General features: G+C 47.4%; 12 protein-coding genes and 3 pseudogenes. 9 read left to right on the top strand and 6 right to left on the bottom strand.

Features of this window, described 5'->3' with window-relative positions:
- Positions 1 to 440 precede the first annotated feature (440 nt).
- From CJA_RS06205 to CJA_RS06165, 9 genes are all read left to right on the top strand, one after another.
- Entirely contained in the window at positions 441 to 2,759 is a 2,319-nt protein-coding gene (locus tag CJA_RS06205; protein WP_012486902.1) for a putative bifunctional diguanylate cyclase/phosphodiesterase, read from the top strand.
- A gap of 374 nt (positions 2,760 to 3,133) precedes the next feature.
- On the top strand, positions 3,134 to 3,601 hold the full coding sequence (locus CJA_RS06200) for an RHS repeat domain-containing protein (RefSeq protein ID WP_041551196.1): 468 nt from the start codon (positions 3,134 to 3,136) through the stop codon (positions 3,599 to 3,601).
- A 16-nt stretch (positions 3,602 to 3,617) separates the two neighbouring features.
- Positions 3,618 to 5,522, top strand: coding sequence for a hypothetical protein (locus CJA_RS06195; RefSeq protein WP_148208812.1), 1,905 nt, complete (start codon positions 3,618 to 3,620; stop codon positions 5,520 to 5,522).
- A 16-nt stretch (positions 5,523 to 5,538) separates the two neighbouring features.
- Positions 5,539 to 6,195, top strand: coding sequence for a hypothetical protein (locus CJA_RS06190; RefSeq protein ID WP_012486900.1), 657 nt, complete (start codon positions 5,539 to 5,541; stop codon positions 6,193 to 6,195).
- 30 nt (positions 6,196 to 6,225) lie between these two features.
- Positions 6,226 to 6,540, top strand: coding sequence for an IS66 family insertion sequence element accessory protein TnpA (tnpA, locus tag CJA_RS06185; RefSeq protein WP_012486020.1), 315 nt, complete (start codon positions 6,226 to 6,228; stop codon positions 6,538 to 6,540).
- Positions 6,537 to 6,887: an IS66 family insertion sequence element accessory protein TnpB gene (gene tnpB / locus CJA_RS06180; RefSeq protein ID WP_012486019.1), complete on the top strand. Its 351-nt coding sequence runs from the start codon at positions 6,537 to 6,539 to the stop codon at positions 6,885 to 6,887. The genes tnpA (CJA_RS06185) and tnpB (CJA_RS06180) overlap by 4 nt, the downstream gene beginning before the upstream one ends.
- A gap of 38 nt (positions 6,888 to 6,925) precedes the next feature.
- Positions 6,926 to 8,485: an IS66 family transposase gene (gene tnpC, locus CJA_RS06175; protein ID WP_049765381.1), complete on the top strand. Its 1,560-nt coding sequence runs from the start codon at positions 6,926 to 6,928 to the stop codon at positions 8,483 to 8,485.
- Positions 8,486 to 8,686: 201 nt separating this feature from the next.
- Entirely contained in the window at positions 8,687 to 10,432 is a 1,746-nt protein-coding gene (locus CJA_RS19720) for an RHS repeat-associated core domain-containing protein (protein ID WP_012486899.1), read from the top strand.
- Positions 10,433 to 10,434: 2 nt separating this feature from the next.
- Positions 10,435 to 10,815: a DUF4279 domain-containing protein gene (locus CJA_RS06165; protein ID WP_041551192.1), complete on the top strand. Its 381-nt coding sequence runs from the start codon at positions 10,435 to 10,437 to the stop codon at positions 10,813 to 10,815.
- A gap of 121 nt (positions 10,816 to 10,936) precedes the next feature.
- Here the strand turns inward: CJA_RS06165 and CJA_RS06160 are convergent.
- From CJA_RS06160 to rimK, 6 genes and pseudogenes are all read right to left on the bottom strand, one after another.
- Positions 10,937 to 11,122: pseudogene (locus CJA_RS06160) on the bottom strand (transposase domain-containing protein); the annotation flags it as partial.
- Between the two features lie 31 nt (positions 11,123 to 11,153).
- A protein-coding gene (locus CJA_RS06155) for an IS3-like element ISPa20 family transposase (protein ID WP_085953148.1) occupies positions 11,154 to 12,310 on the bottom strand; the annotation gives its coding sequence in 2 pieces (ribosomal slippage) (positions 11,154 to 12,052 and positions 12,052 to 12,310; 1,158 coding nt in all).
- A gap of 58 nt (positions 12,311 to 12,368) precedes the next feature.
- A pseudogene (tnpC, locus tag CJA_RS06145) lies at positions 12,369 to 13,754 on the bottom strand (IS66 family transposase); the annotation flags it as partial.
- Between the two features lie 32 nt (positions 13,755 to 13,786).
- Positions 13,787 to 14,135: pseudogene (gene tnpB, locus CJA_RS19985) on the bottom strand (IS66 family insertion sequence element accessory protein TnpB).
- Positions 14,132 to 14,446 carry an IS66 family insertion sequence element accessory protein TnpA gene (gene tnpA, locus CJA_RS18600; RefSeq protein ID WP_012485813.1) on the bottom strand — a complete coding sequence of 105 codons (315 nt, stop codon included), beginning with the start codon at positions 14,444 to 14,446 and terminating at the stop codon, positions 14,132 to 14,134. Before tnpA (CJA_RS18600) ends, tnpB (CJA_RS19985) begins: the two are co-directional and overlap by 4 nt.
- Before the next feature lie 91 nt (positions 14,447 to 14,537).
- Positions 14,538 to 15,443, bottom strand: coding sequence for a 30S ribosomal protein S6--L-glutamate ligase (gene rimK / locus CJA_RS06130; protein WP_012486893.1), 906 nt, complete (start codon positions 15,441 to 15,443; stop codon positions 14,538 to 14,540).
- Positions 15,444 to 15,460: the final 17 nt, after the last annotated feature.

Genomic DNA, 15,460 nt, shown 5'->3' with positions numbered 1-15,460 from the left:
TTTAGGACAACTTATAAAAATACGGTATTGGCGCTATTTTCATCATTTCAACAAAATAGCAGGATGGGTGTGAATTTTGGAAACAGATTTTCCAACTGACATCTGCTGTGGCGTATAAAATTTTTATTACGGACAGAATCATGGTATTTGTTTATCATGCGAAAAAGCTCTAATGGCGCCAATATTTGCGCTGAGCCCGGATGCTCCGATGCTATCGGCAATGCCTAACCAATACGGGTATTCCGATAGCCGGACAATCCTCACCATGGATATCAGGTGTAGCAGAGTGACCCGGGGTTTCGTTGCCCGAGTGTCGAGCAGATCGCTCTCACCACCACAGTGAACAGCACCTGCAAAGCAGCGACAGTTATCACTAATTGACGTATCCAGTGATCACTGCCCGGCCTTGATGGCCCGGCAATTATCCCAATTGAGCGACTATGCCAAATAACAAGAGTCTACAGACCAAGCCATCCACTGTTGAACTGATCCGGAAGTTCCAACAACTTTTCAGCGATCTCAACCACAAACAGATTGCTGAACGACTGGTAAAACTGGTGATTGCCAAACCGGCGGTCAGCCGCGCCGTCCTGATTGTCGAACGCGATAGCCATCTCTATGTAGAAGCCATTGCCTCTTCCGGCCGCCACGAACCCCTGGTCAATGGCCTGGCGACCTCCCTGTCCCGCCTCAACTACCTGCCCCATCAATGCATCCATGAGGTATTTGATTCAGGCGAAGCTTGCAAGCTCAGTGCAACCGATATCGACAATCTGGGTAGCCTGTTTACCCAAAAAGGGGCTCGCGCGTGCTATTTACACCCCATCCTGGAAAAAGACCATACCATCGCCCTCTTTTATATGGAGTCCGAACAGGAGCTGTACCAACTTGAGCAGGCAGTGCAGGAGCTGGACACTGTCTGGATTTTCAGTTCGCTCCTGGTGCGCCAGATCATTGATATGTGGCACCACGAGGAGCAGTCCGAGCGCCACCGTCTGGCAGAGCAGGCACTCTGGGCCAGCGAAACCTACCTGAATGCTATCCTGCACTACTCGCCAGCGCTGATTTCCGTCAAAGACCTGGACGGCAACGTGGTACTTGCCAGCGACCATTTCAAACACATGGCAGACATTGATGAGTCCGGCTTCGTTGGCAAAAACGTGTTTGATGTATTCCCGCGCGATATTGCCCAATCCATGTGGGATATTGATATCGCCACCAAAACCAACCAGCAGACCTATGAGGTCGAGCTGGATTTAATGCACAAAGACGGAAGCCTGCACACCTACCTGATGGTGAAGTTTCCACTGCGCGGCAAAGAGGGAAAAGTGTTCGGGGTTTGTACCATAGGTACAGATATTTCCGAGCGCAAACTGGCCGAAAACGCCCTGCGTGAACAGCAGTCGCGCCTCAACTACATGGCCTTCCACGACGCGCTAACCTCCCTGCCCAATCGCTCGCTCTTTTATGATCGCATCTACCACGGCCTGGCACGCGCACGCCGCAGCAACTCGCGCGTTGCCCTGATGCTGCTGGACATAGACCGCTTCAAAATCGTTAATGACAGCCTGGGCCACGATGCGGGAGATATTTTGCTAAAAGCCATCGCCATGCGCCTCACTGAAGGTGTACGCGATATGGACACAGTCGCCCGTTTGGGGGGCGATGAATTTGTGGTGGTACTGGAAGGCATTCATGACGTTGATGATGTTATTTTTGTAGCCAATAAATTACTCGCCACACTTTCACGCCCTTTGGACATCAGCGGTCACTCTATCAGTGCCACCGTCAGCATTGGGGTGAGCATTTTCCCCGAAGATGGCGCAGATACCGACGAGCTGCTCAAGAATGCCGATATCGCCATGTACAAGGCGAAAGAAGCCGGCAAAAACAATTGCCAGTTTTACACCAAAGGTATGAATGCAACGGCGGTCAATTATTTGCTGCTGGAAAATGACCTGCGCCGCGCGATTGAGCAAAACCAACTCGCACTCTACTACCAACCGCAAATCGATTTGAAAACCGGCGATATGACCGGTGTGGAGGCGCTGGTACGCTGGCAACACCCGGAGCGAGGACTGGTTTCTCCAGCCCATTTTATTCCACTGGCCGAAGAAACCGGCCTGATCGTACCTATCGGTGAGTGGGTATTACGCGAAGCCTGTAAACAAAAAAAAATCTGGCTGGATACCGGAAAAAATGTCGGTAAAGTTGCGGTCAACCTGTCACCGCGCCAATTCCGCCAGAAAAACTTCCCCGGCAAAGTCGAAGCCATCCTGCAGGAAACAGGACTGGAAGCCAAATACCTGGAATTGGAAATTACCGAAAGCTGCGCGATGGAACACGCGGGTGAAACCATCAACCAATTAAACCAGCTCAACCAGATGGGCACCTTTCTCGCTATTGACGATTTTGGCACAGGCTATTCATCGCTCGCCTACCTGCAACGCTTCCCCATCCAAAAACTCAAAATTGACCGCAGTTTTATCCACGACATACACGACGATGCCAATGATGCCGCCATCGCCAAAACCATTATCGGCCTGGCCCATAACATGCAACTGCGCGTCGTTGCCGAAGGCGTGGAAACCGAAAGCCAGGCCGAATGGCTACGCGCAAAAGGCTGCGACCAGGTGCAGGGCTTCCTCTATGCCAAACCCATGACTGCCAAACAATTGGAAAGCCATTTTCACAATGGACGGTTTTGTTTTGATGGCACAGTGATCAGTCTAGAATCCAGGTTAAAGGTGGGGGCTTAGTTCCCCAATCAGCATCACTATGTTGCTCCCCCGCAAGGGAGTCGTTTGTTCGTTCGCCCTCGCATCTAACACAAATAACCTAAAAAGACCGCACCTATAAAAAGGGGTTAACTATACAAGTTGCCTTCTAATCGACTTCTGTAAGCACCAAGTACATTAAAGACTTCATTAATGATAAAAACAGGACGAAGCTATTTTTAAATATGAAAACAGTCTTTTTGCAGCAGTTAACCTGTTGAGGGTCACGGTATTTTCTTTGTGATGAGTCAATGCTAGACTTTGATTCATCATGACAACAAGCAGGGATGGTCTGGCTTTTCTTGCTCACCTCTTCCCTTGCTTGCAGCTCCCACCAACAATATCAAAGGACGATTATGAAAATAAATTTTTTGTGCATTTCTGCACTTGTGCTGTTTTTCCCTCTTTCACTGATAGCTCAAACCAAAACGACCACTTATACCTACGATGCCCTGGGTCGTCTCACATTTGTGCATGACTCCGTCAATGGCAACCGTGACTACGATTATGACAAGGCAGGCAATCGCTTGTTAGTTTCTACTAATATTGCTGCCGATGAGATAGCAGAACCCGGCTCGGGAACATTACCTGCCCCCACGGGCCTTGCAAAATCCCATATCGCCAATTGTGCCTGGAAAGCCACCTGGAGTCCGGTTTCCGGAGCTACCAGCTACTTGGTTATCGACACTTCAGGAGGATCTCAATCTGTCACAACTACCCTCGCTTATGTAAATTGCCCCTCCAATAATCCCACGGGCAATCAGCCCAAGAGTGTACAAGCATGTAGTTCTAGTGCTTCTTGTGGCCCCAAGGCGAACTTTTAGTTAAGGAATGAACGTTATGTGCAGGATTCCAAGAAACATCCGTGCTTTTATTCTGATGGGATTAATAATCTCTTTCAATACATCCGCTGTGACTTTACCCGATTTGGCTCCGCCGGTAGTACTGTTGGTTGACGAATTTGGAGTTAACCTAATGAATGGCCAGGTAACACATCAACTGGAAACAGTGTCTATTGGTAATGCTACCGGGTTGTCTCACTCTATTTCATCCTATACAAATAATTTTTCGATGAAAGGGTATTACGGTTATCAAGATAAATATTATGGCAAAGGCAGGGTTTCCATTCTTAAAAATAGTGGCACTGAATTTTTAGATGTCATTCAAGTAAATGATTTTCAAAACACTGCTAACTTCACGGTTATGGTAAATGGCCAGCAAGTCCGGGCAGATTCGCAGATTTCTTCCGGTTATACATATCATGCATTGGGCGACACGCGCCATTCGCTGGAGCGCAAACAAGATGGCTATATCTATTGGACAAAACCAGATGGTACAGTATCCAAGTTCCTCAGTGGTACCCATACCTATCCTTCATCAATAGGACTATTAGTACAAGTTACCTATCCCAATGGCTATACCATAGATATCGACTGGGTAAGTGGAAAAGTGACGAGTAATACCGGCTTTGCACTCAAATATATATATCAATTTGATGAAGCGGATAGGTATATGGACTCTAGCAAACCCAATTTACCCACTACACAAATCCCACCAGTAAATCCAGAAGCCTGGGCACAATACAACCCAAAATACATTCAAGCCATCAACACTGCAAAAGAAAATTGTTTGATACAAACCTGTACCAGTCATTGGCCAAAGGCTGAGTTTGATTGGCCAGGAGGTATGCCCAGATCTATATTCCTGGGTTACAGTGAACTGAGGGTAATTGATGCAATGGGAGGAGAAACCAAATTTTATTTTCGCAGCTATGACTTGGCTTATGATGAACATGGAGGATTGGTCTCGTGGAAAACACCCAACACTGAGTTTTCGCCTAGATTGATAGGAATTAAACCAGCACAAAGCACTAGTGCCTACTATCAATACACTTATAAAAATGCAACAGAATCTACCGGCAGCAATAATGGTTCAGAAACGTCCTGGGTGCATATAACAGGAAAAGTTGTCAATTCAATGTTAGGCAATGAAGTTAATGCCTATGGGATAGGTACAGGATATTATTCAACAACCCAAAACACAGGAAATGGCAACGTTCGTCGTGTCATCCCCAGCACCGACAGGCCTGGAACAGTGAGTTTTGCTGAATTGATTGATGGCACATTGGATTATGAGCCGACCTGGAGAAACCTCCTGAAGACCTATACTAAAAATTCAGGGGACAAGGAAATCTATGAGTACGACACGCGCGGTAATTTAATTAAAGTCACCAAAAATGGAACCTGGATCTCAGGTGAATACCCATCTACCTGCCCAGAATCAACCCGTAAATACTGTAACAAACCTACCTGGACTAGCGATGCCAAAGGTAACAAAACCTGGTTTACCTACCATCCTCAATCTGGTGAGCTAGAAACCATTACCTACCCCGCCAACAAAAATGGGATAGTGCGTAAAATTCGTTATGAGTATGCACAAAAGCAAGCTTACTATTATGCTTCAAATGGCAATCGAATTTATGGTTCCCCTATTTGGCTCAAAACAGCTGAGCGTACCTGCGCGAAAACCAACACAATCAATAATGTTTGTGAAGGTACCAATGATGAGGTCATAACTCGATACGAATACAACAGCGACAACTTATTTTTGACAGGTATAACCGTCACTGCTGCAGACGGAAATAATATAATAATCACCAAGCGTACCTGCTACCAATATGATCAATATGGCAACAAGATTGGTGAGATAGAGCCAAAAGCTAATCTCACCCAGTGCGCTCAATAAACAAAAGGATGTTGCCATGAAATCTACATTTGCTATTAACAACCTATTGATACAATCGCTATTTTTTCTCCTGATGCTATTCAGTATAGGGAGTGCTGCACAACAAGCTGAGCAATCCTTTACCACGGCATATCGCTATGACCTGAAAGGGCGTGTCACGGGTATCATCAAATCAGATCCCGATGGTAGTGGACCATTAAGGCTCGCGGCCATACGTAACACGTACCATACTAATGGCTTACTGGCCTCTGTTGAAACAGGCGAGCTCTCTGTCTGGTTAAATGAGTACTACCGGCCAGCAGATTGGGGGAGTTTTTTTACTATTACCGTCACTAAAGGTTATGAATACGATAATTTTGGTCGAAAAACCAAAGAATATATCCGTGGTGCCAACGGCATTATAGAGTCCCTTATACAAATCAGTTACAACTCTCAGGGGCTCGTATTCTGTAAAGCCGTCAGGATGAATAAAAATGCTTACTCATCACTGCCTGCCAGTGCCTGCACCCAAAGTGCCTTAGGAAGCGAAGGCCCGGATCGAATCACCCGTTATACCTACGACACCCTTGATCAAATTACGCAAGAAGAGCGGGGAATAGGCACTACCTTAACGCAAGTCTATGGTAAGCACCTAACCAACAGCACTCTACCTACAATTCCATTTTTCAACTAGCGTACAGCCTCCCAACCAATAGGAGGCTTTATGAAAAAACGCACGCGTGACCAATGGCAGGAACTATTTACACAGCACAATACCAGCGGTGTATCAGCAGCAGAGTTCTGTAAACAGCATAATCTGTGCCCCAAATACTTCAGTCTGCGCCGCAAGCAATTGGTGAGGGCGGTTGGTAACATGGAAACCGGCTTTGTTCGTGTTAACGTGAAACCGGAAACGAAGCCTGGTGTTTCCGGGGTGATGACAAGTGCCCTGGTCATTCACAGTAACGCTGGCAAGCTGGAATTCGGTGTATTGCCACCCCCCCAATGGCTGGCCCACTGGCTCAGGGAGCTGGCATGATCCAGTGGGAAGATGTACCGGTCTATGTCCATCGTCTGCCGGTGGATTTTCGTAAATCGATTAACGGGTTGAGTGTACTGGTGCAGGAATCCATGGGTCTGGATGCATTTTCACCCGCCGTGTTTGTGTTTGGTAGTCGCAGCCGCAACAAAATCAAAATCCTGTATTGGGATAAAACCGGGTTCTGCCTGTGGTACAAGCGGCTGGAAAAAGATAAATTCAAATGGCCACGCCGGGGTGATGCTGTGTTATCACTGACTCACGAACAGTTTGATTGGCTGTTGCGCGGGTTAGATATTGAAAAGCTTCAACCACACACAGAAAAATATTTCTTCTCGGCGAATTAGTGCTATCAACCTGCGCAGGTTTTTTATAAGATGTGTGGATGGAAAACAAACCCGATCTTCTGCAAGAAAATATTGATCTGCAAAAAATAGTTGCCGATAAAGACGATATTATTTCAGCGCAGGAAAAATCCCTTCAAAACAAAGAAAAACGTATTCGTATTCTTGAAGAATATATCCTCTCGCTCCAGCAAAAACAATTTGGCAGCTCCAGTGAAAAGCAGGACGTGATCCAGTCGGAGCTGGTGTTTACCGAGGCGGAAGATACAGCGGAAGCTGAAGTCCCTGAGCAAGCCGATGCATTTGCCGATGCCACGGTGGTGGCAGAACACAAGCGCAAGAAAAAACGTGCATCTATTCCCAAAGAGTTACCCCGCATCGAGATTATCCATGATCTGCCCGAGGGTCAAAAATGTTGTCCGCACGATGGTGCTGAATTAAAACCTATCGGTTTTGAATCCCATGAACAATTGGACATTATTCCCGCCAGTGTTCGGGTGTTACATCACAAGCGTTTGAAATACGCTTGCCCGTGTTGCGAAAACTATCTTGTGACTGCAAGGAAACCTTCGCAACCCATTGAAAAAAGCATCGCCTCACCCGGCCTTCTGGCCCATATCGCCACGCAAAAATATGTGGATGCCTTACCGCTGTATCGCCAAACGGAGATCTTCAAACGTATTGGCGTGGAGATGGATCGTACGACACTTGCCAACTGGATGGTTCGCTGCGGCGCCATCGTACAACCATTGATTAATCTGATCCATGAAAGAATGTTGGAGCAAGCGATTCTTCATGCAGATGAAACGCGAGTGCAAGTATTGAATGAAACGGGGCGTGCGGCTGAAACGCAAAGCTTTATGTGGGTATTGCGCAGTACACAACCGGCTTGTGCAGCGGTGCTCTACCACTATGACCCCACACGCAGTGGTAAGGTGATCACGGAATTGCTGCATGATTTTGATGGCGCTCTCATGACCGACGGTTACGCGGCTTATAACGCACCCTGTGAAAAAAATAGTATTACCCATTTAGCCTGTTGGGCGCATGCGCGGCGAAAATTTATCGAGGCACAAAAAATCCAGAAGGCGGGAAAAACCGGCAAAGCAGATCAGGCGATTGCGTTTATCCAGCAGCTTTATGGAATAGAAAAATCGATAAAAGACAAAACGCCGGAAGAAAAATATCAGCTGAGGCAAACACAATCGCTGCCGATGTTACAAAAAATAAAAGCCTGGTTAGATAAAAGTATAGCCCATGCGCTACCACAATCGTTAATTGGAAAAGCGTTGCATTATCTGCATGAGCAATGGCCAAAATTGATTTGCTATGTGGAGTCGGGGGATTACCCGATAGATAACAATGCGGCGGAGAATGCCATTCGTCCGTTTGTGATTGGGCGTAAAAACTGGCTCTTCTCTGCCAGTCCCAAAGGGGCCGCAGCGAGTGCGAATTTATACAGCGTGATTGAAACGGCCAAAGCGAATGGACTTGAGCCCTATACCTATTTGCGAAAAGTCTTTTCTGAACTTCCGCAGGCTACGAGCCTTGAGCAAATCGAGGCATTGTTGCCATGGAATGTCAAAAGTGGTGTTGATTAGGCGCTTACAGTCTATGTCACCAATACCTACAACAGTCGCTTATTAAAAACCCAAACTGATGCCAATGGCAATAAAACCGAATTACGGTACGACGCCTATGATCGTCTGACACATCGTTATTATCCATCAAAGACCAGCTCCGGCACCGTCAGTACTACCGACTATAACCAATACGGTTACGATGCCAACAACAATATCAATATGGAGCGCAAACGCAATGGCGCGATTATTAACTTTCAGTATGACAACAACAATCGGTTAATAGTGAAGGATTACGCCAATAATACTCAAACAGCAGATATTTATTACAACTATGACTTGCGTGGCATTACCTTGCATTCACGCTTTGGCAGTGATGCAGGAGAAGGTGTCATCAATAAAACAGATGGCTTTGGCAACATTATTCAAACCGATACAATCCTGGGAGGTATTACTCGTACACTAAGGTATGCCTATGACGTCAACAACAATCGAACACGTATTACTCATCCTGACAATGTATGGTTCCAATACGATTTTGATAATCATAACCGTGTAAGCCGCCTGCGTGAAACAACAACCCCTATGTTGGATATTATCTACAATAAGGCAGGACATCGCAGTGCAATCTTACGTAATCACAACCCTGGCGCAGGTACAGTTGCAACACGAACAGACTATCAATTCGATAATATTCAACGCTTATCAAGCCTAACCCAGGACTTCCCCAATACTAGTCAAGACCTTACCAACACCTTCACCTACAATCCGGCTAATCAGATCACACAACTCACCCAAAGTAATACGCTCTATCAATACATCGGCAATGAAAACCGCACAGGTGCCTACACCATTAACGGTCTAAATCAATATACTAGCGTGAATGGTTTTGCGGTGAGCTATGACAGCAATGGAAACCTCACTAATGATAACGGCATACTCTATCAATATGATGACGAAAATCGTTTGCGCAGCACCAGTGGTACCGGAATTGCCGCTTCAACATTAAAATATGACCCCTTGGGTCGCCTGTACGAAACAACCGTTGCAGGAATTGTCACCCGATTCCTTTACGACGGCGATGCCTTGGCAGCAGAGTACAACAGTACTGGCACAATGATTCGCCGATATGTTCACGGTGACCAAGTAGATGAACCTTGGGTTCAATACAATAGTGCCGCTACTGGATCTGCCAACTGGCGCTACTTGCATGCAGATCATCAAGGCAGCATCATCGCGCACAGTACCGTAAACGGCACCCACCTTACTGCACTGAGCTATGATGCCTACGGCATTCCCAAGTCTACCAATAGTGACCGCTTTGGTTATACTGGCCAGACATGGCTAAAAGAGCTGGGACTCTATCACTACAAAGCAAGGATGTACTCTCCAAAGCTGGGAAGGTTTTTGCAGACTGATCCGGTCTTTTACGAAGACCAGATGAATTTGTATGCTTATGTGGGAAATGATCCGATAAACAAAATTGACCCAACGGGAAAGTTTGCCTTTATTCCATGGTTAATCGGTTTATTTACAGGAGGAGGAACCGCCGCTGCTGCAACTACTACTGGCGCTGCTGTTACCACGACTGTAACTGCAACTACAACAACATTCACAGCAACAGAGTTAGTGGTGGCAGGTGTTGTAGGAACAGCAATAGCAGCAACTGCAATTGCAGTGAACAATGAATCTACTGAGGGCAGTAAAGAAAACAAAGGACAAACAAAACCAGAGGTAGGTGATTGCCCATCTTGCGGAAGCAGCACCAGTAATAGGCCCGGAAAAATTGCCAGTGAACATGGTCTAAAACCTAGAGAAGTAAAAGATAAAATTCACGAATTGAAAGGTGGTGCAAAATTACCTAACAATCCGGATGTAGAAGTTTGCAATAATTGTGGTGAAGTATTCCCTCAAACCACAGAGGGTAGTTTAGGTGATAGCATTGGTAATATTAATGAGGATTACTAATAATGTTAGAAGTTAAAGCAACATTGAGAGTTTTTTCAGAATATTACGACTTATCTCAATTGAACGGTTTTCTTGGTGAATCTACCAAAGGATTTTCTAAGGGAGATTCATATTCTCGTGACAAGACTAGAGAGAAATCTTTTTGGTCATTTGAGTCTAAAATTTCACCAAGTGAAAAATTTGAAATCCATATTATAGATATAATAAATTTCTTTAAAGAAAAAGAAGCTATTTTTTCCATTCTTTATAATCAATGTGAAATCGACATATTTTGCATGTTAAGCTCAAATAATGGCCAAGGCGGTTTCATTCTTTCCCATCAATTAGCGGACGAACTATCTAAACGTCAGTTAAATATTGTTTTTGATGTATATGCTGATTGATGGATCAGTCAATAGGGAATTCCCTGCTATTTGGGGTTTCCCTTTTGATATTTTTGACTTCAGCTTATCCTTTATTCCATAAACATCAAAAGTTCGCACACAGGCGAATAACTGTAAACGCCTAACTAACCCCATCCTTGTAATTCCACGGTAATAATGCCTCGATCTGTTCGAGGCTTGTCGCATTGGGTAATTCAGTGAAGATTGTTTTTAAATACCCATAAGGCTCCAGCCCATTGGCCTTGGCGGTTTCAATCACACTGTATAAATTTGCACTCGCCGTGGCCCCTTTGGGACTTGTGGAGAATTGATCTTGCCCAGCAACCGTGGACACAGTTTCAAGCACTCATCCGGGCCTCGTAGGCTTGCGGGCTGATGTGCCCCAGCGTGCTATGTCGCCGCTGGCGGTTATAGTCGGTTTCGATGTATTCAAACACGGTTTCACGCATCTGGGCGCGGCTCATGAAGCGCTCGCCATGGATGCATTCGACCTTCAGGCTGTGGAAGAAGCTCTCTGCACACGCATTGTCGTAGCAGTTGCCTTTCGCGCTCATACTGCATCGCAGCTGATGAGCGCGGATTAGACCCTGATAAGCCGTTGAGCAGTACTGACTGCCGCGGTCGCTGTGTACGATCACTCCCTTTGGCTGCTTTCGCCGCCACAGCGCCATGTGCAGAGCATCGCAGGCCAGGTCAGCCGTCATGCGTTCGCTCATGGCCCAGCCGACCACCATGCGCGAGTACAGATCAATGATTACGGCGAGATACAGCCAGCCCTCGTCCGTGTGCAGGTAGGTGATGTCGCCCACCCATTTCTGATTGGGTGCTGATGCTGTGAAGTCTTGCTTGAGCAGGTTCTCTGCCACCGGGAGCGAGTGTCGGGAGTTAGTTGTGGCCTTGAACTTCTTGGCCGCCTTGGCGCGTAAGCCTTGTCGCTGCATCGAGGCTGCAACCGTCTTGCGATTACAGCGCAGCCCGGCTTCCCACAGGTCATGGCACAGCCGCGGGGCGCCACTGCGGCCCTTACGGGCGTTATACGCTTGCGCGACCCGCTGATCCAGCTCGGCCCGTTGCTGGTGGCGCGTGGATGGCTCGCGTGAGCACCAGGCGTAGAAACCACTGCGGGCGACACCCAGAACACGGCACATGGCTTTCACCGAAAACGCTGGGGCATGTGTCCTCATGAAGGCGTACTTCACTTGAGGCTCTTCGCAAAGTACGCCGCGGCCTTTTTTACGATGGCCAGTTCTTCGGCTTGCTCGGCCAGGAGCCGCTTGAGGCGGGCGTTTTCGTCGGCCAGTGACTGTTCGCGCTCACTGCTGCTCAGGGTCTGCTGCTGCTTACTGCGCCATCCATAGAGCTGAGACGCATGAAGACCAAGCTGTTCGGCCGCTTTACTAACGCCAATTCGCTCGGCCAGCGCTAACGCTTCATTCTTGAAGGCTTGGGAGTGACGGGTACGGTTCTGTTTCATCGGGGTAGCGGTTCTTGCCATGGTTCACCTCGTTGCAGTTTATCGCTTAACGGGGTGTCCACTCGTGCTGGGCAAGATCAAATAGCCAGTTTTTTCGCCCAATCACAAACGGGCGGATTGCATTCTCCGCTGCATTGTTATCAATCGGATAATCCCCCGATTCCACATAGCGAACCAGCTTCGGCCATTGTTCATGCAAATAATGCAATGCCTTTCCAATCAACGATTGTGGCGGTGAATGTGCCAAGCCTTTATCCAACCAGACTTTTATTTTTTGTAACACCGGCAGCGATTGTGTTTGTCTCAGTTGATATTTTTCTTCCGGCGTTTTGTCCTTAATCGCCTTTTCTATTCCATAGAGCTGCTGGATAAACGCAATCGCTTGATCTGCTTTACCGGTTTTTCCCTTCGCCTGGATTTTTTGTGCCTCGATAAACTTGCGACGCGCATGTGCCCAACAGGCTAAATGGGTAATACCCTTTTTTTCACAAGGTGCGTTGTAAGCTGCATAGCCATCGGTCATGAGTGCGCCATTAAAATCACGTAGCAATTCCGTGATTACTTTTCCACTGCGTGTCGGTTCGTAGCGATAAAGCACTGCTGCACACGTGGGTTGCGTACTGCGCAATACCCACATAAAACTCTGTGTTTCAGCCGCACGACCGGTTTCATTCAACACCTGCACACGCGTTTCATCCGCATGAAGAATCGTTTGTTCCAACATTCTTTCGTGCAGCAAGTTAATTAATGGCTGCACCAGGTTTCCACAACGGATCATCCAGTTGGCGAGTGTAGTGCGATCCATCTCCACACCAATACGTTTGAAAATGTCCGTCTGGCGATACAGCGGCATGGCATCTACATATTTTTGCGTGGCAATATGGGCCAACAGCCCGGGTGAGGCGATACTTTTTTCAATCGGTTGTGCGGGTTTCTTTGCGGTCACAAGATAGTTTTCGCAACAGGGGCAGGCGTATTTCAATCGTTTGTGATGTAACACCCGAACACTGGCGGGGATAATGTCTAATTGTTCGTGGGATTCAAAACCGATGGGTTTTAATAACGATCCATCGTGCGGACAGCATTTTTGATCCTCAGGCAGATCGTGGGTAATCTCGATACGATGTAGCTCTTTGGGAATGGATGCACGTTTCTTCTTGCGTTTATGCTCCGCTACAACAACCGTGTCATCGGCAAAGGCATCCACTTGTTCAGGGGCTTCGGCTTCCGCGGTATCCTCCGCTTCGGTAAAGACCAGCTCCGCTTGAAGCACTTCCTGCTTTTCACTGGAACTGCCAAATTGTTTTTGCTGAAGCGAGAGGATATATTCTTCAAGAATACGAATGCGTTTTTCTTTGCTTTGAAGGGACTTTTCCTGCGCTGAAATAATATCGTCTTTATCGGCAACTATTTTTTGCAGATCAATATTTTCTTGCAGAAGATCGGGTTTGTTTTCCATCCACACATCTTATAAAAAACCTGCGCAGGTTGATAGCACTAATTCGCCGAGAAGAAATATTTTTCTGTGTGTGGTTGAAGCTTTTCAATATCTAACCCGCGCAACAGCCAATCAAACTGTTCGTGAGTCAGTGATAACACAGCATCACCCCGGCGTGGCCATTTGAATTTATCTTTTTCCAATCGTTTGTACCACAGACAAAACCCGGTTTTATCCCAGGAGGATTTTTATTTTATTGCGGGTGCGATTGCCAAACACAAACACGGATCGGGAAAATACCTCCAGTGCCATGGACTCCTGCACCAAGACACTCAACCCATTAATGGATTTGCGAAAATCCACCGGTTGCCGGTGTACGTATACCGGTACATCATCCCACTGGATCATGCCAACGCCCTGAGCAATTGGGCCAGCCACTGAGGTGGCGGTAGTGTGCCAAATTCAAGCTGGCCTACATGATGGCGAATGGTCAGTGATGCAGCCTTCACACCAGAAGCTTCGTGCGGTATTTTGGGCTTTACTTTTACACGAACAAAACCGGCTTCCTCTTTACTGGCCATCTTTGCCAATTGTTTGCGGCGCAAGCTGAAGTATTTGGGGCACAGCTCGTTCTGCTTACAAAAAACGGCTGCTGATACACCGCTGGCGTCGTGCTGCGCAAACAGTGCTCGCCATTGTTCTTCGTTACGTTTTTTCATAAGGCCTCCTGGTGAATTTAGGAAAAGTACCTTAGTAAAAAAACAATTAACTCGATAGATGGGGTTAGTTAGGCGCTTACGAATAACTGGCCTATCCCTTACCTGCCCGAGTTGTAGTAACTGGCTTGGCATTTTCTTCCATATAAGCCACGATTAATCCCGCAATATCTTTACCGGTTGCGCTTTCAATGCCTTCCAGTCCGGGTGACGAATTTACTTCCATTACCAGTGGGCCACGCGACGAGCGCAGTAAATCAACACCCGCAACTTTCAATCCCATGGTTTGTGCTGCTTTGATTGCAGTGCGACGCTCTGTGGGTGATAGCTTGGTGACTTTGGCAGTACCGCCGCGATGGAGGTTGGAGCGGAACTCACCATCCTGTGCAGTGCGCTCCATGGACGCGACGACTTTATCGCCCACCACAAAGCAACGCACATCGCTGCCATTAGCTTCTTTGATAAATTCCTGCACCAGAAATTCGGCGCGCAATTCGCGAAATGCTTCGATTACACTCTCTGCCGCTTTTTGGGTTTCTGCCAGTACGATGCCTTTGCCTTGGGTGCCCTCACACAGTTTGAGAACCAGCGGTGTTCCACCCACCAGTTTGATCAGCTCGCGAGCATCGTAAACGTTGTAGGCAAAACTGGTTTTGGGCAGGCCTATCCCCTTGCGCGAGAGCAACTGCAAGGCGCGCAGCTTGTCGCGCGAGCGCCCCAGGGCAATCGACTCTGTCAGGCAATAGACGCCCATCATTTCAAATTGGCGGATAACCGCCAGACCATAGTGAGTCACCGACGCACCGATGCGGGGAATCACCGCATCAAACCCTTCCAGCTTTTCGCCCATATACCAAATGGCCGGGCTGGCAGACGCAATGTCGATATAGCATTTGAGGATATCGATCACCCGCACCTCATGGCCACGCTGGGTACAGGCCTCCACCAAGCGGCGGGTAGAGTACAAGCGACGGTTGCGCGACAGAATAGCGATTTTCATAACAGACCTGATCTAGC

The organism is Cellvibrio japonicus Ueda107, from assembly GCF_000019225.1.
Classification (GTDB): domain Bacteria; phylum Pseudomonadota; class Gammaproteobacteria; order Pseudomonadales; family Cellvibrionaceae; genus Cellvibrio; species Cellvibrio japonicus.
Note: the sequence above shows the minus strand (reverse complement) of the source record. Positions and strands in the feature narration are given on the sequence as shown.